The organism is Rahnella selenatireducens (genome assembly GCF_046449555.1).
GTDB lineage: Bacteria > Pseudomonadota > Gammaproteobacteria > Enterobacterales > Enterobacteriaceae > Rahnella > Rahnella selenatireducens.
Genome location: NZ_JBKEZJ010000005.1, coordinates 116,056 through 132,715, shown reverse-complemented (window position 1 = coordinate 132,715; position 16,660 = coordinate 116,056). Strand labels below are relative to the sequence as shown.

Here is a 16,660-nt window from a genome sequence, read left to right as displayed (position 1 = left end):
GTGCAAAACTGCATAAGCGTACTGTAAGACATCACACTTGCGGATGATACGCAAACAGTGCCGGCGCGCCGCCGGTATGAATGAACAGGATCGGGCCTTCGTCAGGGAATAATCCGCGTTCGATGCCGTCAAGCAGCCCGGCCATCGCTTTGCCGGTATACACAGGATCCAGCAGCATCGCTTCCTGCTCCGCCAGTAATTTCACCGCCGCCATACCGCCTTCATTCGGCTCGCCGTAGCGTGGAGCAAAATAGTCATCCCACAAAATAATCTGCGGTATCTTTTCGTCAAACTGCAAACTCGTGGCCACGTCGCGGGCAATGGTTTCCACCTTCGGACGCTGCGCGTCGGCTTTACGTGACACTGTCACGCCGATCAGTTGCGTATCCGGCATTAAATGCTGCAATGCGACCGCCAGCCCGGCGTGCGTCCCCGCACTGCCCGACGCCACCACGATTGTGCTGAAATCGACAAAACTCGCGGAAGACTGCTCAGCGATCTCCAGCGCACACTGCACATATCCCAGCGCCCCGAGCGCATTCGACCCGCCAACCGGCACAACGTACGGACGAAAACCTTGCCCTTCCAGACGATCGGCCAGCTCTCGCAGCTGCGCCGTCGGGTCATACAGTTCATCGCACATCACCACTTCGGCATTAAATAAATCCAGCAACAGGCGGTTGCCGTTGGTCAGGTAGTTGGCTTCAGTGGTTCCAATCGGGTTTTCCAGCAACGCAACGCATTTAAGGCCCAGTTTCGCCGCCACTGCCGCCGTCTGGCGGACATGGTTGGACTGAATAGCACCTGCCGTCACCAGCGTATCAGCACCTTCTGCCAGCGCAGCGGCGGCCAGATATTCCAGTTTTCTAAGTTTGTTACCGCCCATCGCCAGCGGTGTAATGTCATCGCGTTTGATATAAATGTCGCGGCCCGTGAACTCAGAGAGACGGTGGAGTTTTTCTAATGGCGTGCAGTTGCCCAGTAAATCAATACGATCAAAGGCTTCCAGCCGGGTTTTAAGCAAAGCAATTTTAGCAGGCACAGTGTTCCCCTGACGCACAGCCACAAGGCCGGCGAAGTCGTGATAGTCGAAGCAGATGTATTTGCGCAGAATGGTTATGAAATAAGTATATAAAGAATTAATACTTTATGCGGACAGATTCAAGACAAAAAAACAGGCCCCCGAAGGAGCCTGTTTGCGTTTTGTGTGTCAGTCTGTAAGAGCGCCGCTTACGCGGACTTCTGCCAGGCCAGATACTGGTCGTATTTGCGCAGGGCAATACGGTAGTTGTCGTGGCCCGCCACTGGCAAATCACTGATGATCCGCTGGTGGATGCTGTCCCCTGAAAGTTTATCCAGAGGATAGTTGTTTGCTGACAAGATTTCGTCCAGACGGCGGAGGCGGACAACATACTCGCGCACCGTGCTGTGGTTCATCTCTGTCTGCTCGAACAGATATTGCTTAAACGCCATGATGTCAAAATATGACGAATGGCTGTTACAGCTTATCTCACTGCAAAAACGACACAGAGCGGTCAGTTCCTGCGACAGGTTGTGCCACACGTCATCATCAATAGGCTGGTCCATCTTAGCGATGGCCTCTTTATTGATGATCTGCCCGCGAAACACCAGTGCCATCCTGTCGAGTTCTTTTGCACACTGTGAGCAATGAGTCTGACTGTGTTTAAAATCTTTAAGATAACGGCTTAAAGGCCTTGTTTTGATTCCCGCTGGCATAAATTTATTCCTGATAAGGGACATAAAATGTATAACCGGCCAGGAAAAAGCGGATCAGTGGTCGTTGGCCAGGCGGCTGCGTAAACGCTTAATCGCCTGACTGTGGAGCTGGCTTACGCGGGATTCCCCGACATCCAGCACCGCCCCGATCTCTTTTAAATTCAACTCTTCCTGGTAGTAAAGCGTAAGCACCATCTTTTCCCGTTCTGGTAACGCATCGATAGCTTCCATCACCCGGTGGCGTAAATTGCCCTCCAACAGATGATGTAACGGGTTGGCCTCTTCGTGCCCTTCCATCAATGCCTCGGCAGTATCGCCGTGCTCTTCGCGCCATTCGTCATAAGAAAACAACTGGCTGCTGTTCGTATCCATTAATATCTGCCGGTATTCCTCGATGGGAATATCCAGTGCCTGCGCCACCTCTCCTTCACTCGGTGGTCGCCCTAATTTCTGTTCTGCGTTATGCATCGCCTGAGACACTTCACGCGCGTTACGTCTGACGCTGCGCGGTACCCAGTCGCGGCTTCGCAACTCATCAAGCATCGCGCCACGGATACGCTGGACGGCATAAGTGGTAAATGCCGTGCCCTGCATCGCATCAAAACGCTCAACCGCATTTAACAGGCCGATCCCTCCCGCTTGCAGTAGATCATCAAGCTCTACGCTGGCGGGAAGCCGCACCTGCAAACGCAGGGCTTCATGGCGCACGAGCGGAACATAGCGCTGCCACAAAGAATTTTTGTCTATCACGCCGTCGGCGGTATACAGATCGCTCACTGTCGTAACCTGGCAAATTGAGGGTCAGTATCATTGTGCCAGTGGTAATCCCCATTCAATCGACTGAATAAGGACTGAAAAGCGCGGTTATTTTGATTATGTCTCGCACATTCTGTTCCAGCCGTCGGTAAGTTACCAGAACCAAAAGCGCTCAAAAATCAATCACAACCTAAAGATTATCCTAAATTATACCAGCGAATGCGATTCATTAATCATGGAAAAAGGTAAATTTTGGTTAAAAAAAACCCCGCCGAAGCGGGGTTTGTTCTGTTTGTAACCGGACTGCTTAATTTGTCTGCGAAGACAATTATTGCAGCAGGGACAGTACAGACTGAGGAACCTGGTTAGCTTTAGACAATACTGAAGTACCAGCCTGCTGCAGGATCTGCGCTTTAGACATTGCAGAAACTTCAGTTGCGTAGTCAGCATCCTGAATACGGCTCTGTGCAGAAGACAGGTTAGTCGTAGTGTTGCTCAGGTTGGTGATTGCAGAATCGAAACGGTTCTGAACCGCACCCAGTGAAGAACGGAAGGTGTCAACTTTAGCGATTGCAGCGTCGATTGCTTTCAGAGGATCAGAAGTCGCTACACCGGTGTAAGCATTGGCATTAGCGGTGTCAGAGATATCACCGATGTTGCTTGCAACGTTTGCAGTACCGGTTGCGCCGCCGTCAACGATAGCTGTAGTTGCAGTTTTGTAGTCTTTACCCTGAACGGTAACGTAACCTACTGCTGCGCCAGTGGCATCTGCGCCAACTTTAACCAGTTTGCCAACCTGTGTTGCCGCAGTGGTAACACCATTAGTTGGGTCAGTGTAAGAAACGTCAGTGGTGTTCAGCGTCACTTTACCGGTAGCGTCATCTACAGATGCTGCGTAGTTGCTGGTGCCGTCAGAAACAACGTAATTTGCAGTCGCTGCGCCAGCTGCTGTCTGAACGTTTTTCAGAGACAGTTTGCTTGCGTCCAGGCCCAGAGAAGTTGCAGCAGCAGACAGGTCAACGTTTTTCAGGGAGCCGCTTGCGCCAACCTGAGTGATAGCATCGCTGGTTTTCAGTGCGTTGCTTGATACAGAGAAACCATTCAGACCCAGAGTTGTTGAGTCAATTTTCTGCAGGTCGATAGAGATAGTCTGGCCGTCGTTTGCGCCAACCTGGATTTTCATAGTCTGGTTAGAAGCCAGTACGTTCACGCCGTTGAACTGAGTCTGACCAGATACACGGTCGATTTCAGACAGACGGGATGTGATTTCGTCCTGGATTGAGGTCAGGTCAGAAGATGAGTTGGTGCCGTTAGCAGCCTGAACGGACAGCTCACGGATACGTTGTAAGTTGTTGTTGATTTCGCTCAGTGAACCTTCAGTGGTCTGCGCAACGGAGATACCGTCGTTGGCGTTACGTGAAGCCTGAGTCAGACCATTGATGTTTGAAGTGAAGCGGTTAGCAATCGCCTGACCAGCAGCGTCATCTTTTGCGCTGTTGATACGCAGACCGGAGGACAGACGCTCGATAGCGGTGCTCAGTGCGGACTGGGATTTGTTCAGGTTGTTCTGAGTCATCAGAGACAGCGTGTTGGTATTGATAACTTGAGCCATGAGTGTATTCCTTCAAATCTGGTTAAGGGTTCGGGCTTATTGCCCACGGCGTTCATCACCGTCCAAACTTGTATCGGCGGTACTCCGGCAACCTTTAGAATTATTTCTCAAAAAATCCCGATTTCTTACTTTGAGAATTACCCTTCCTTATACGCGCTATTCACGCCATTACTTTTTGTTGCGATCCATTAAACTTTTCCTCCGTCGTGCCGATAGGGCTTAAAGACTCTTACACAACATGTAAAGGATACATATGGCCACTGTCTCTTCATTAGGTATCGGCTCAGGTTTAGATTTGTCCACTTTGCTGGATAACCTGACAACCGCAGAAAAAGCGCGTTTAACCCCGATCACCACGGCACAGACCAGTTACAGTGCTCAGCTGACCGCCTACGGTACGCTGAAAAGTGCAGTACAGACGTTCGCTGACGCAGCCACCGCGTTGTCTTCTACCAATACCTATGGCGCAACAACGGCAACGTCAAACAACACTGCAGCCTTCAGCGCCACAACCAGCACCGGCGCGGCAGCGGGTAAGTATTCCGTTTCCGTGACACAACTGGCGTCTGCTCAATCCCTGATTTCCGGCACACAAGCCAGCAGCACCGCAGCGTTAGGCGCAACGACAACAGATAATACTCGCACGTTAACCATCAGCCAGGGCGACGGCAGCACTCCGCTGAGCATTAAACTGACCGACAGCCAGACTTCACTGACCGGTGTCCGTGATGCGATCAATAAAGCTGGCGGCAACGTCACCGCCAGTATCGTTAAAGTCACCGACAGCAGCTACAAACTGGTACTGAGCGCTAACAATACCGGCACAAACTCTGAAATGACCGTAGCGGTTACCGGTGATGACACGCTGAATAACATCATCGGTTATAACTCTTCCACTGGCACCGGTGCGATGACACAAAACGCCGCAGCAGCCAATGCGCAACTGACGTTCAACGGAATCGATCTGGAACGTCAGAGCAACACCATCAGCGATGCGCAGGATGGGATTACGTTAAGCCTGACCGGCACGACATCTACTGCCGCAACGCTGACCGTTGCAAAAGACACCAGCACCGCGAGCACGGCTGTACAGACTTTTGTTGATGCCTATAACGCGTTGCAGGATACGTTCGCCAGCCTGACCAAATTCACAGCAACAGCGACGAATACGGATACAGCTGACAGTACCAACGGCGCATTACTGGGTGACAGCGCACTGCGTACCATCCAGACGCGTCTCAAATCCGCCATTTCAGGGGTTTCCGGTTCAGGCACGATCACTTCGTTATCCAGCATTGGTATCACCACCGACCCGGACACCGGCAAACTGGAAATTGACAGCACCAAACTGAACACGGCGCTGACCAGCAACCCGAATGCGGTGCAAACCATGATGGTGGGTGACGGTAAAACCACCGGTGTGATGACGAATATCAGCAACCTGAATACCGGTTTCCTGAACAGTACCAACGGCACCATTGCTAACGCGCAGACGGCGGTTAACTCCACGCTTAAAAATCTGACGACCCAGTACAACAAGGTCAACGACAGCATCAACACCACCATTGCCCGTTACAAAACGCAATTCACTGCACTTGATGTTTCGATTCAAAAGCTCAATAGCACTGCGACATATCTGACGCAGCAGTTCGAAGCCATGTCCTCATCAAGTTCAAGCTAGTAAGGAAACAAATTATGTATAACGCTAAAGGAACACAGGCCTACGCGCAGGTTGGCGTAGAAAGCGCAGTCATGAGTGCGTCGCCTTACCAGTTAGTCACGATGTTATTTGACGGGGCGCGTAGCGCCCTGATCCGAGCACGCATATTTATTCAACAGGGAAGCATTGCCGAAAAAGGCAAATCCCTGTCCATGGCCATCAATATTATCGACAGCGGATTAAAAGCCGGATTAAGTCGTGACAAAGGAGATCCGGAATTAGTGGATAACCTGGAAGCGCTTTATTCCTATATGGTCCGCCGTTTATTACATGCAAATTTACACAACGATCAAGAGGCCATCACCGAGGTGTTGGCCTTGCTTGAAAATATCGCCGATGCCTGGCGGCAAATCGGCCCAAACCACCACCCGTCGCAGGACCAATATAATGGATCAACATCAGTATCTGGTTAATGAATATCAACTGATCCTGTCTTTAAGCGAGCAGATGTTGCGGCTGGCGCAAGATGAAAAATGGGATGAGCTGGTCGAGCTCGAAGTCAGTTACGTGAAAGCCGTGGAAGCGACCACCAAATTACCGATGTCAGAACAGACCTCGATAATGGTTCAGAATGATATTCGCCGTTATTTACGTATCATTCTCGACAATGAAAATTTGATTAAAACGTTATTACAGGCTCGGATGAATACGCTCACCCAACTGATTGGTCAGTCGTCCCGACAACAACAAGTGAACACGACGTACGGAAAAATTGATCTCCGTTCGATCGCTTTTGGCGATCACCAATAATTATTAAAGTATTTTATTTGTTTTATTTTTTTCCAATATTTCTTGTGCAAAAATAAGGTTTCAGGGGCAGAGAGCATACGGCTACCAGGGCTGATTCTCTCTGTCTCCTTCCGTAACACTCGCCTAAACCGGCAGCCTGTTTGTATTGGCATAAGCGGGAAGTTTTATATCAGGCAGCAAGCAACAGGTTGCGGTCGTCATTTCGGGCATCATCGATATGGTTCGTAAAATAAAAGTGACTCCAGGGATAGGCACTATTTCGCTACTTATTCAGCATAGTGAGCTTTTTATTCACGATGTCTATATTAATAAGCCGCAATTAATCCTCGTGCAGAATGGAAGTCTTTCTATTACTAACCAGGAACAGCAATTCTCTCTACAGGCGGGCGAAATGCTGGTGCTCAACAACGGGCAAACATTAAGTCTGACCCATCACCTGCCCGAAAATGGCCCGTTCAGCTGCGCTATCATGGCGTGGGATCACCAGTTGCTCGATGACGCAGGCCTCCATGCCACCGGTTTTTCGCCGCCCCTGATTGCCGTTGAAAATCTGCAAGTTATTCCGCATATCCCGGCGGCCTTCAAACAAAGTTTCACCGATACCCACTCCGCCATCCTCTGGCATCACGGCCTGCCTGCGCCCATTACCCGCCATCGCATGTTGGAACAATTACTCTGGTTGTCGCAGCTGGGTGTGCGCTATTCACTGCGGCACAGCGAAAGCGTGACGCAGCGTGTGCGCGAATTACTCGTCGATAATTTGCATAAATCGTTCACGGCGGCGGAAGTGGCGGAGCAACTAATGATGAATGAAGTGATGCTCCGTCGGCGGCTGGCGGCGGAAGACTGTGTTCTGCGTAATCTGATGATTGATGTGCGCATGACACAGGCGTTGAGGTTATTGCAATGTACCGACCTGGCGATCTCCCACATTGCCCATCAGGTCGGCTACGAAAGTGGATCACGTTTTGCGGAACGTTTTCGGAAACGTTTTGGCTTCGCACCCACCGCGATCCGCGGGCATATGCGCCCACTTTCATCACAAACGATGACTTATAACAACTAACCCCTAAGTACTACAATGCAAAATCATGAGTAACATCACACAATAATTGATTACCAGATGTTAACCGAATATCATACACGCCGTTAATTTACGGGTGATCAGGGGCTGGCAGTGCACGTTTGGTGGGAAGTGATTAAAACGATTTATTGGGGTGGATTGGGTATTGCGGCATTAGTCACGCTTCTCGTGAGCCGCGACACGATAAAAATACGCTTGTTAACGTCCGGCATTATCGGGTTTACCTGGCCGATGAGCCTTCCCGTCGTTCTGCTCTTCTCTCTGTTCTGACGTTGTAAAACTGCGCTCATTAAAAAACCCGGCTTTCAGGCCGGGTTCAGTAAAACTATTTTTGCTGCTGTTAATGTTGCTGCTAATTGCGGGTTTGCACCCAAAAGCCGTGGATCAGACCCGGCAGATAACCACACAGCGTCAGAATAATATTCAGCAAAAATGCCCCGCCAAATCCGTTTCCTATCAGTACGCCCAGTGGCGGTACCAGGATGGTGATCAAAACTCTCCAGAATCCCATATTTATCTCCCTTTGGTTATCATTGGGTTAATGATAGTTCAGGGAAACAGAACCGCCTATCAGATGAACCTTAATTGATCAGATCCAGCATAACCTCTACGTCACGCCGCACTTTATCCAGCAATTCGACATCGCCTGCGCGGTACTCAGCATCGGTTATTTGATGGATCTGGCGCATCTGCCATCTCACCTGCGTTTTTTGCTCGTCAGTCATATTGCGGCACATCACGATGATAAAATTGCGCAGCATCAGATGTTGCATGGCAGTTTCTTCGGCATGTTTGTTCACCGACATCACTAAATCGAATACCTGTTTTTCTGCCATTACGAGTTCCTGCTGTCGTGAAAAGTCGGTGGGAAAGTCATTAAAACCAGACTAGCATGGCAACAGTTCGGTCAAAGCCGACAGCTGATGCAAAAACACCCGCTATTTCTGCGTCTAACCTGCGCATGGACACCATCATTATGTTTTCAACCGACGACGTTTTTCAGCGTCTGGCGTCTTCCCCCTTTCGCCAGCGCTTTCATATTGGCCCGAAAGAATACGAATATTGTATGAATCACGGACCCGATACCGTGGCGCAGCACGCCGCCGATTTCGTTAACCGCAGGCTCGCCCCCGCGCAACCGCAGGCCGACGGCAAACAGACGCCGATGCGCGGCCATCCGGTGTTTATCGCCCAGCACGCTACCGCCACTTGCTGTCGCGGATGTCTGGAAAAATGGCATCGTATTCCGGCACACGCTGAGATGACACAAACGCAGCAGGATTATACGGTTGCCGTAATCCTGCGCTGGATACATCAGGAAATGCAGCGTCCCGCACCTGTCACTAAACCGCGGAAAGCAAAACCCAAAAAATCTGACCCACAACAAATGGATTTATTGTAAGAAGCGCATCACAGTGGTAAAAAAATAAAGAGTGATAGCAGTCACAGTTTTTCAGGATTTAAGTACCCTGCTGCGTCTGTACTCTATAATTTTAAGGAATAAGACAGTTTTCTGCCGGGTAGCCTTTTGCGCGCCCTTTTGTTGTCTTCTTGTGCAGTCTTTCGGGTGAGTTTTCCAGGTGAAATGAGTTTTACACTGTAGTGAGGATTATTACCCCCCATTGGGAAAAGGAGGATGCATGTCTGAGTATCATTATTTATTGATAGGTGGAAGCCGCAACGGACAACGGCATGTTGATAAACAACATCAGTTTTCGTTGTGTTTTTGGGAAGATGCATCACAAAACGCAGAACGTGAATTTTATGGTAAACAGAACGAGCGCTACAAAGTGAAGCCTGAAAAAGGGGCTGACGGAAACTGGTATCTGGTCGGTTATTGCGGAAACTGTTCGAAAATTCAGGCGGACGAACTGACTACCCAGGCGCTCACCAAACACGTTAAGCCGATGATGTAAGAAACAAAGAGTATATCCGTGAGTACGAGCGTAAACGAACCCCGCCCTTTTAAGCGGGGTTTTTGCTTTCTGAGGGCTTTCGGCCGTCAGACATTCAACCCATATATTCAGGCTGCCATGCCCTGAATATTTCGGGCGTAAAATGCAACGTGCCCACCAATCGTGAAATGCGCTTCGTGGTGCCCTAAACGCCCGAGCGGCGCGATACGGACAATCTCCCCTTCAAATTCCCCGTCCTGAATTTGCGTAATCGCCACATCCAGCTGATAACTGGCCGGATGAACGCCCACCGGGAACGTGAGTAATTTTACGCGATCGCCCACCTGAAACCGGGTAAGCAGCGGCAGTGGTGCCTGTTCAAACAGATCCTGATCCATAGGTGACTCCTTGTTTTCCAGCGGGATTAATTACAGGATAGAATATGTTGCCGCGTCCTGCCGGATACCGGCGTGAAGCACTTCTCTCTTTACGCATTTTTTTTATGAACGACGTTTCGTGCACCGCTGTTGTCCTGACGTTGCCGCGTAAAAACGTAGTCCTACACCATTGATAAGGATCCACCGTGAAAAAATTAACGCCAGAGCAATGCATCATCCTGACCGGATTTACCGGGATCCTGCATGGCGAATTTGAAGGATTTCACGAAGATTTGCAAAAACGACTGGGGCGGGAAGTTCAGACGTCAGAACTGGGATACCCGGAATTTATCGAGGAATGTCGGGCGCTTTACGAGGACGATTTTAACAATTTAATGCCAGACTGATAACAAGAAGGCCGGCCAAAGGAGTGTCCTCTGCCGGCCTGATACCTGACTTAAGCAGCATGGCTACGGTTTGACTATTCCGCGTATGAAATTCTCATTCACCCGGATCACATTTCCCGTTTCCACATTAATGACCTGATACTGCACCGGCGTCACTTCATCCAGAACAGCGATAACTTCAAACAAACCTGGTGTAAAAGTAAGCGTGACAAAAACGCCAACAGGATAGACAGCCATAATTTTATCCTTTCAATCATGCTCTTATAATGTACTGCTTTACCTACAGAAGTAATCATACATCAACTATTAATCACACCGAGTGATTTCATTACCTACATTAATCACTCCCGATAAATGTTGCATAAAAGAAGTACAGATACGCGATAAAAAGATCATTATTTGATCAAATCAGACAACTCTGACAGACATGTACACGACGTCATCAATTTTTACACTCCTTCACAGCAAATGCCGGACACACGCTTCCCTGCACTCCCCCAGCCGCTTGTTTTCGATGCAATTTCGGTTAAGAATATAAATCCTTTTTGTTGCATTGAGAGCCCACGCTGTGAGTGCCCAGATTTTTGAAACCGATGCGAATCATCCGCATCTGACACGACTGATTGCGGAGCTGGATGCTTATCAATACCCGCTCTACCCGCCGGAATCCTTTCAGGGAATTAACGTCACCGCGCTTGATGACGGTGAAATTTTCTGTTTTATGGCGCGGGTAGACGATGACTGGGCGGGATGCGCTTGTTTGTATATCTCACGGCCTGACGGGCATGAAAAACCGATCGCTGAGATGAAACGGGTCTACGTCAATCCGCTGTATCGCGGCCAGGGCATTGCCTCACTGCTGGTTGACGCAATGGAAAACAAACTGAAAGCATTGGGATATCGGGATTTATTTTTAGAAACCGGCGTGTTTCAGGAAAAAGCCATCACGCTGTATGAAAAACTGGGGTATGCACGCACCGAAGCGTTTGGCGATTACCGTCAGGCACCGGATCCGCTCAGCGTCTACATGATGAAATCTGTCGCCTGAGAAAGCGTTAAGAAGTCCGGAAAATGCAGAAGAATATCTCCATAACGCTGCCTTGTGACAGGGTTATGGAGACGCGAAAAGCAGATTACATCAGGACATTGCTTTTCGATGCAGGAATTTCATTGGAAGGAATAACCCATTTTTTCAGGGTGATAACGAAGAATTTTTTGCCTTTGGTGATCTTGGCACCGCGATCGCCACATTCCAGCGCAAGTTTGAAAAACTCATCACTGTTAATACTAAAAGCCAGTTCGACTTTTTTCACCATACCGGAATTAAGCAGCTCTTCGGCTTCGTTTAATGATTTGGCCTGAACGACTGACATAAATACCTCGTGAGAATGGAGGGAGTTGTATTTGCCCGAATATCCTATTTCACTTTTGTTTCATGATTATGACAGTATCGTGAACCTTAAGAAAAGTGCCACATTTTAGCGCACAAAATAACCATTCCGTGCGCTCGTTCAAAACTCAGGAAAGACGGTAATGGCGATCCGGCACCGGCGTATCCGGCAACTGAGTCTGGTTATTCATCTCCCGCAGGTTAATTTCAATGTTCGTACACATCGCGTCCATCGGCAGATGGTTATTCGCATAGCCGAAAGGCATTTCCAGCTCCTCCGCCAGCGTATCCAGTGACAGAAAACTGTACGAAATAAAGCCTGATACCAGCAGCGTCATGTAATGCAAATCCACCACCAGCGCGAACGGCAATAAGCTACAGAACAGATAGACCGTTCGGTGAAGCAAGAGCCCGTAAGCAAACGGGATCGGCATACTGACTATACGCTCGCATCCGCCGACAACCTGCGAAAGCTGCAACAACGTGGTGTCCATGTGGGTGTAAACGATATCCGATAAATCCCCGCTGCGGCGCCGTTCGGCAAGCCACTGCGACATCCTCAACTGCACCATATTGGTCGGTGCTCGGCGCGACAGAATATCTTCCGCATCTTCTCCCAAAAGGCGTTCGAGATCAGGACGCGGATCGCTGTGACGCAGCTGATGTTTAAGGCTGTAGCAGAATGCCAGCAACAGCGTTGTCACGCGCTGGGCTTCGCCCGGACACACTGCCATCACCTGACTTTGCAACGTCCGACAGGCAATTAGTAAGCCGCCCCACAGCTGACGCGCTTCGATATAACGTGAATACGCCACGCTGTTACGAAACCCGAGGAAGATCGCGATAGACACCCCCAGCAGACTGAACGGTGCCAGCGTGAGCTTAACGCCGAGCGTCTCATACCAGGGAAGGCTGAGAATGGCAGCGAGTGACATCAACAAATTAAGACTGAGGCGGAACATAATGCTGGGCAGGACAGAACCATGCCAGGCGAACAAGCGCAAGAACCAGTGACGCGGAGGACGGATTATCATTTTTATGAAAGTGCTTTGGCAGGTGAAGCGATTTTTTTGCGATTTTTGCAAATAAACCTGCACATGCAAAGGACAATTTTGTGACACCGGTAACATTTATTTTGAGAATCACGGTTTTCGTTTACAAGCGCAGGTGATCACTTTGTACAAACGGTAACGGAAACATAATGTTTGGCATGGTAATGTCCGATAACAATCTAGACTGAGAAGAATACATGGCCCTGCATGGCGTGAATGCTCTCAGGATTGATCTGTACTGACGATCAAAATAGTGATAACGATCGGTTATACCCATTGGAATTACAGGCCTATTCGCGAGACGATCGCGGAAAATTGAAAGCGGGCATACCAGTGAAAATTATTCTTATAGTACTCATCGCGTTGGCGATTATCGGGTTAGCAGCCTGGTTTATCTTCAGGTCGGCAGCAAAAGACTCGGAAGATGATTATTAATTTTTTTTTTGCGTAATTCTTCGCAGTGCCCTTCCTTTTCGTTTTTCAGAAAAAAACAAATGACGTTGCCCCCGCCATGCCCTTTCAGGCCACAGGTAACAACTCATCTGTATTATTTTCAGCAGGTTAGCGTCTCACACCGACATATTCATCACATCCTGATACGCCGTCACCAGTTTATTTCTCACCTGAATCCCCAGTTGCAGTGAAATTGACGATTTCTGCAAATCCACCATCACGTCGTTCAGGCTTACGCCGGGAACGCCCATCTCCAGCTTTTCGGATTCCAGTTTTGCGTTGTTTTGCGTCTCGCTGATTTTGCCTAATGCCGCTTTCAGTTCACTGGCAAAACCGGCTTCTGACGTCGTATCCGTCTGAGGGGTAGCGCCTGCTTTGATGGCAGTGGCTTGCATCTGCTGTAAAACGCTCTCAATGCCTTGAATTGACATGTTTTCTCCGCTTATTGCTGTATCGGTGAACAAAGGGCTTCTTTCATTGAATGACACCCTATCACATCAGTTTTTTCCTAAACGCGGTAATTGAACCTAAAAACCACGGCTTATCGGGCCATTAACTTTGCCTTTAGCGGCAAATAATGGCTCACCTAGAAAATAGGCCTGCCTGTACGGAGGGCTGAAAAATGTCACGCTTCAACGATTGCGCACTTGGGAGTCTGTTTTGTTAAGAGACAACATGAACACCACCATTCAACAGCTAAATAGGGATCTTGTATGAGTTCCGCAATAGCCGGCGCAGAAACCCCTCCAAACGGTTTTACTGCGTTGCTTAATCGCCTGCGCGCCAACCCAAAAATTCCTATCGCCATTGCCGCTGCGGCTGCCCTGGCTATTGTTGTTGTTATGATGCTGTGGGCAAAACAGCCCACCTATAAGGTGCTGTTTAGCAATCTGGGCGATCAGGACGGCGGTGCCATCGTCACCCAACTGACGCAGATGAATATCCCTTATCAGTTTTCAGAAAACGGCGCAGCCCTGTTAATCCCGGCAGATAAAGTTTATGAAACACGTCTGAAACTGGCGTCCGCCGGTTTACCGAAAGGCGGCGCAGTCGGCTTTGAGCTGATGGATCAGGAAAAATTCGGCATCAGCCAGTTCAGCGAGCAGATCAACTATCAGCGCGCGCTGGAAGGTGAACTCTCCCGCACAATCGAAACTCTGGGCCCGGTCGGCAGCGCCCGTGTCCATTTAGCCATTCCAAAACCTTCCTTATTCGTCCGCGAACAGAAAAACCCCTCCGCATCCGTGACCCTGAATTTACAGCCCGGTCGCGCGCTGGATGACGGTCAGATCAACGCCATCGTTTATATGGTGTCGAGCAGCGTGTCGGGTTTACCGCCAGCCAACGTCACCGTGGTCGATCAGAGCGGACATCTGCTGACGCAGTCGGACAACAACGGTCGTGACCTGAATGCTTCTCAGCTGAAATACGCCAATGAAGTGGAAGGCCGTCTGCAACGTCGTATCGAATCTATCCTCCAGCCCGTTGTCGGTAACGGTAACGTTCACGCGCAAATCACCGCGCAAATCGACTACGCCAGCCGCGAACAGACTGACGAGAATTACCAGCCAAACGGTACGCCGGAAAAAGCCGCTGTCCGTTCACGCCAGCTGAGCACCAGTGACCAGATTGGCGGCACTGCCGTCGGCGGCGTACCGGGCGCATTAAGCAACCAGCCTGCGCCGGCTGCGACCGCGCCAGTGACCAATCCTCCTGCAGCGAACAACGCCAACGGGGCACAGAATCAGGCCGGTAACAACACACAGAACAATGCGCAAAACAACACGGCAAACCGTTCAACCGTTCCGTCGAACAGCCGTCGTGATGAAACAACCAACTACGAAGTTGACCGCACAATCACCCACACGCAGCACAGCGCGGGTGCCGTACAACGCCTTTCTGCGGCGGTGGTCGTCAACTATCAGGTCGGGACAGATGGCAAAGCGAAGCCACTGACCGACGAACAACTGAAGAAAATTGATGATCTGGTCCGTGAAGCGATGGGCTTCTCGCAGGAACGCGGCGATACGCTGAACGTGGTGAATACACCGTTCAATGAAGCGAGTGACGATTCCGGTGAGCTGCCATTCTGGAAACAACAGGCGTTCTTCGATCAGTTGCTCAATGCAGGTCGCTGGTTGCTGGTGCTGATTGTTGCCTGGCTGCTGTGGCGCAAAATGGTTCGTCCGATGCTGCGCAAACAGCAGGCAGAGAAAGATGCGGCAGCCGCAGCGGCCATCGCAGCAGCGATGCCACAGCCTGAAGGCAGCAAGCCGGTCAAACTCAGCAACGACGAGCTGGAGAAACGTAAACGTTCTCAGCAGCGTGTCAGCGTCGAAGTTCAGACCCAACGAGTTCAGGAGCTGGCCGATAAGGATCCTCGTATCGTCGCCCTGGTTATCCGCCAATGGATGAGTACCGAACAATCATGACTATGACCGGCACCGAAAAAAGCGCCATTTTGATGATAACCCTGGGTGAAGACCGTGCGGTGGAGGTGTTCAAACACCTCTCCCCTCGCGAAGTTCAGCAAATCAGTGGCGCGATGGCGAATATCCATCAGATTTCCAACAAGCAGCTGGCTGAAGTGTTGAACGAGTTCGAGGACGAGTCAGAGCAGTACGCTGCACTGAGCGTCAACACCAGCGAATACCTGCGTTCGGTTCTGACCAAAGCGCTGGGCGAGGAACGTGCCTCCAGCCTGCTGGAAGATATTCTGGAATCACGCGAAACCACCAGCGGTATGGAAACGCTCAACTTTATGGAACCGCAGATGGCGGCCGATCTTATCCGCGACGAACATCCGCAGATTATCGCCACCATTCTGGTCCATCTCAAACGCGGTCAGGCTGCCGATATTCTGGCGCTGTTCGACGAACGTCTGCGCAACGACGTCATGCTGCGTATAGCCACCTTTGGCGGTGTCCAGCCGGCGGCGCTGGCGGAACTGACCGAAGTGCTGAACAACCTGCTCGACGGTCAGAACCTCAAGCGCGCGAAGATGGGGGGTGTTCGTACTGCGGCAGAAATCATCAACCTGATGAAAACGCAGCAGGAAGAAGCCGTTATCGAAGCGGTCCGTGGTTACGACGGCGAACTGGCACAGAAAATTATCGACGAGATGTTCCTGTTCGAAAACCTGGTGGACGTGGACGACCGCAGCATCCAGCGCCTGTTGCAGGAAGTCGAAGGCGAATCGTTGCTGGTTGCATTGAAAGGTGCGGAACAGCCACTGCGCGACAAGTTCCTGCGCAACATGTCCCAGCGTGCGGCGGATATCCTGCGCGACGACCTGGCAAACCGCGGGCCGATGCGTATGTCTCTGGTCGAGAACGAACAGAAAGCGATTCTGCAAACGGTTCGCCGCTTAGCAGAGTCCGGCGAAATGATGGTTGGCGGCGGCGAGGATTCTTATGTCTGATAACCC

General features: G+C 50.4%; 23 protein-coding genes. 12 read left to right on the top strand and 11 right to left on the bottom strand.

Going from position 1 to position 16,660, the window contains the following annotated elements; all coding sequences use genetic code 11:
* Positions 1–31: 31 nt before the first annotated feature.
* The 4 genes from ACLBVC_RS10465 to ACLBVC_RS10450 all read right to left on the bottom strand — a co-directional run bounded on the left by ACLBVC_RS10465 (position 32) and on the right by ACLBVC_RS10450 (position 4,105).
* Positions 32–1,042 (bottom strand): D-cysteine desulfhydrase, encoded by a 1,011-nt coding sequence (locus ACLBVC_RS10465; protein WP_410149533.1) that lies wholly within the window; start codon positions 1,040–1,042, stop codon positions 32–34.
* A gap of 188 nt (positions 1,043–1,230) precedes the next feature.
* Positions 1,231–1,737: a flagella biosynthesis regulatory protein FliZ gene (gene fliZ, locus ACLBVC_RS10460; protein ID WP_095922218.1), complete on the bottom strand. Its 507-nt coding sequence runs from the start codon at positions 1,735–1,737 to the stop codon at positions 1,231–1,233.
* A gap of 54 nt (positions 1,738–1,791) precedes the next feature.
* Complete coding sequence (locus ACLBVC_RS10455; protein WP_101076714.1) at positions 1,792–2,514, bottom strand: RNA polymerase sigma factor FliA; 723 nt, start codon at positions 2,512–2,514, stop codon at positions 1,792–1,794.
* Positions 2,515–2,821: 307 nt separating this feature from the next.
* Positions 2,822–4,105, bottom strand: coding sequence for a FliC/FljB family flagellin (locus ACLBVC_RS10450; protein WP_410149532.1), 1,284 nt, complete (start codon positions 4,103–4,105; stop codon positions 2,822–2,824).
* Between the two features lie 253 nt (positions 4,106–4,358).
* Here ACLBVC_RS10450 and fliD point away from each other — a divergent pair, with 253 nt between their 5' ends.
* From fliD to ACLBVC_RS10425, 5 genes are all read left to right on the top strand, one after another.
* Positions 4,359–5,786, top strand: coding sequence for a flagellar filament capping protein FliD (gene fliD, locus ACLBVC_RS10445; RefSeq protein WP_410149531.1), 1,428 nt, complete (start codon positions 4,359–4,361; stop codon positions 5,784–5,786).
* Between the two features lie 14 nt (positions 5,787–5,800).
* A complete protein-coding gene (fliS, locus tag ACLBVC_RS10440; RefSeq protein ID WP_152326986.1) occupies positions 5,801–6,238 on the top strand; it encodes a flagellar export chaperone FliS in 438 nt (145 codons plus the stop codon).
* Positions 6,213–6,575: a flagella biosynthesis regulatory protein FliT gene (fliT, locus tag ACLBVC_RS10435; RefSeq protein WP_152326985.1), complete on the top strand. Its 363-nt coding sequence runs from the start codon at positions 6,213–6,215 to the stop codon at positions 6,573–6,575. Before fliS ends, fliT begins: the two co-directional genes overlap by 26 nt.
* A gap of 328 nt (positions 6,576–6,903) precedes the next feature.
* The gene (locus tag ACLBVC_RS10430) at positions 6,904–7,641 is read left to right on the top strand and encodes a helix-turn-helix transcriptional regulator (protein ID WP_410149530.1); all 738 of its coding nucleotides are present in this window, start codon (positions 6,904–6,906) and stop codon (positions 7,639–7,641) included.
* 111 nt (positions 7,642–7,752) lie between these two features.
* Positions 7,753–7,929, top strand: a complete 177-nt coding sequence (locus ACLBVC_RS10425; protein ID WP_095922224.1) for a GhoT/OrtT family toxin — start codon at positions 7,753–7,755, stop codon at positions 7,927–7,929.
* An 82-nt stretch (positions 7,930–8,011) separates the two neighbouring features.
* Here ACLBVC_RS10425 and ACLBVC_RS10420 read toward each other — a convergent pair whose 3' ends face one another.
* Both ACLBVC_RS10420 and ACLBVC_RS10415 read right to left on the bottom strand, forming a co-directional pair.
* Positions 8,012–8,170 carry a YqaE/Pmp3 family membrane protein gene (locus ACLBVC_RS10420; RefSeq protein WP_152326983.1) on the bottom strand — a complete coding sequence of 53 codons (159 nt, stop codon included), beginning with the start codon at positions 8,168–8,170 and terminating at the stop codon, positions 8,012–8,014.
* Between the two features lie 70 nt (positions 8,171–8,240).
* Positions 8,241–8,495 carry a hypothetical protein gene (locus tag ACLBVC_RS10415; RefSeq protein WP_195814660.1) on the bottom strand — a complete coding sequence of 85 codons (255 nt, stop codon included), beginning with the start codon at positions 8,493–8,495 and terminating at the stop codon, positions 8,241–8,243.
* 140 nt (positions 8,496–8,635) lie between these two features.
* Between ACLBVC_RS10415 and ACLBVC_RS10410 the strand changes: the two genes are divergently transcribed.
* Both ACLBVC_RS10410 and ACLBVC_RS10405 read left to right on the top strand, forming a co-directional pair.
* Positions 8,636–9,061 (top strand): DUF4186 domain-containing protein, encoded by a 426-nt coding sequence (locus tag ACLBVC_RS10410; RefSeq protein ID WP_410149529.1) that lies wholly within the window; start codon positions 8,636–8,638, stop codon positions 9,059–9,061.
* Positions 9,062–9,299: 238 nt separating this feature from the next.
* Complete coding sequence (locus ACLBVC_RS10405) at positions 9,300–9,575, top strand: hypothetical protein (RefSeq protein WP_195814658.1); 276 nt, start codon at positions 9,300–9,302, stop codon at positions 9,573–9,575.
* Positions 9,576–9,682: 107 nt separating this feature from the next.
* Here ACLBVC_RS10405 and ACLBVC_RS10400 read toward each other — a convergent pair whose 3' ends face one another.
* A complete protein-coding gene (locus tag ACLBVC_RS10400; RefSeq protein ID WP_152326980.1) occupies positions 9,683–9,952 on the bottom strand; it encodes a hypothetical protein in 270 nt (89 codons plus the stop codon).
* Between the two features lie 185 nt (positions 9,953–10,137).
* Here ACLBVC_RS10400 and ACLBVC_RS10395 point away from each other — a divergent pair, with 185 nt between their 5' ends.
* Positions 10,138–10,338: a DUF7736 domain-containing protein gene (locus ACLBVC_RS10395; protein WP_152326979.1), complete on the top strand. Its 201-nt coding sequence runs from the start codon at positions 10,138–10,140 to the stop codon at positions 10,336–10,338.
* Positions 10,339–10,401: 63 nt separating this feature from the next.
* Here the strand turns inward: ACLBVC_RS10395 and ACLBVC_RS10390 are convergent, their stop codons facing one another.
* Entirely contained in the window at positions 10,402–10,575 is a 174-nt protein-coding gene (locus ACLBVC_RS10390; protein WP_165057865.1) for a hypothetical protein, read from the bottom strand.
* Between the two features lie 331 nt (positions 10,576–10,906).
* Between ACLBVC_RS10390 and ACLBVC_RS10385 the strand changes: the two genes are divergently transcribed.
* Complete coding sequence (locus tag ACLBVC_RS10385) at positions 10,907–11,386, top strand: GNAT family N-acetyltransferase (RefSeq protein WP_410149528.1); 480 nt, start codon at positions 10,907–10,909, stop codon at positions 11,384–11,386.
* A gap of 85 nt (positions 11,387–11,471) precedes the next feature.
* Here the strand turns inward: ACLBVC_RS10385 and ACLBVC_RS10380 are convergent, their stop codons facing one another.
* On the bottom strand, positions 11,472–11,711 hold the full coding sequence (locus ACLBVC_RS10380) for a hypothetical protein (protein WP_195823109.1): 240 nt from the start codon (positions 11,709–11,711) through the stop codon (positions 11,472–11,474).
* A 145-nt stretch (positions 11,712–11,856) separates the two neighbouring features.
* Positions 11,857–12,762: a bestrophin family protein gene (locus tag ACLBVC_RS10375; RefSeq protein WP_410149527.1), complete on the bottom strand. Its 906-nt coding sequence runs from the start codon at positions 12,760–12,762 to the stop codon at positions 11,857–11,859.
* On the opposite strand from ACLBVC_RS10375, the gene ACLBVC_RS10370 reads away from it, so the two are divergent.
* Positions 12,712–12,846, top strand: coding sequence for a hypothetical protein (locus ACLBVC_RS10370; protein WP_410149707.1), 135 nt, complete (start codon positions 12,712–12,714; stop codon positions 12,844–12,846). The two genes, ACLBVC_RS10375 and ACLBVC_RS10370, sit on opposite strands and share 51 nt — an antisense overlap.
* Before the next feature lie 503 nt (positions 12,847–13,349).
* On the opposite strand, the gene fliE is transcribed toward ACLBVC_RS10370, so the two are convergent.
* Positions 13,350–13,664, bottom strand: coding sequence for a flagellar hook-basal body complex protein FliE (gene fliE, locus ACLBVC_RS10365; RefSeq protein ID WP_152326975.1), 315 nt, complete (start codon positions 13,662–13,664; stop codon positions 13,350–13,352).
* A 282-nt stretch (positions 13,665–13,946) separates the two neighbouring features.
* On the opposite strand from fliE, the gene fliF reads away from it, so the two are divergent.
* Both fliF and fliG read left to right on the top strand, forming a co-directional pair.
* Entirely contained in the window at positions 13,947–15,665 is a 1,719-nt protein-coding gene (gene fliF / locus ACLBVC_RS10360) for a flagellar basal-body MS-ring/collar protein FliF (RefSeq protein WP_410149526.1), read from the top strand.
* Entirely contained in the window at positions 15,659–16,654 is a 996-nt protein-coding gene (gene fliG / locus ACLBVC_RS10355) for a flagellar motor switch protein FliG (protein WP_193333183.1), read from the top strand. The genes fliF and fliG overlap by 7 nt, the downstream gene beginning before the upstream one ends.
* The last annotated feature ends 6 nt before the right edge of the window (positions 16,655–16,660 follow it).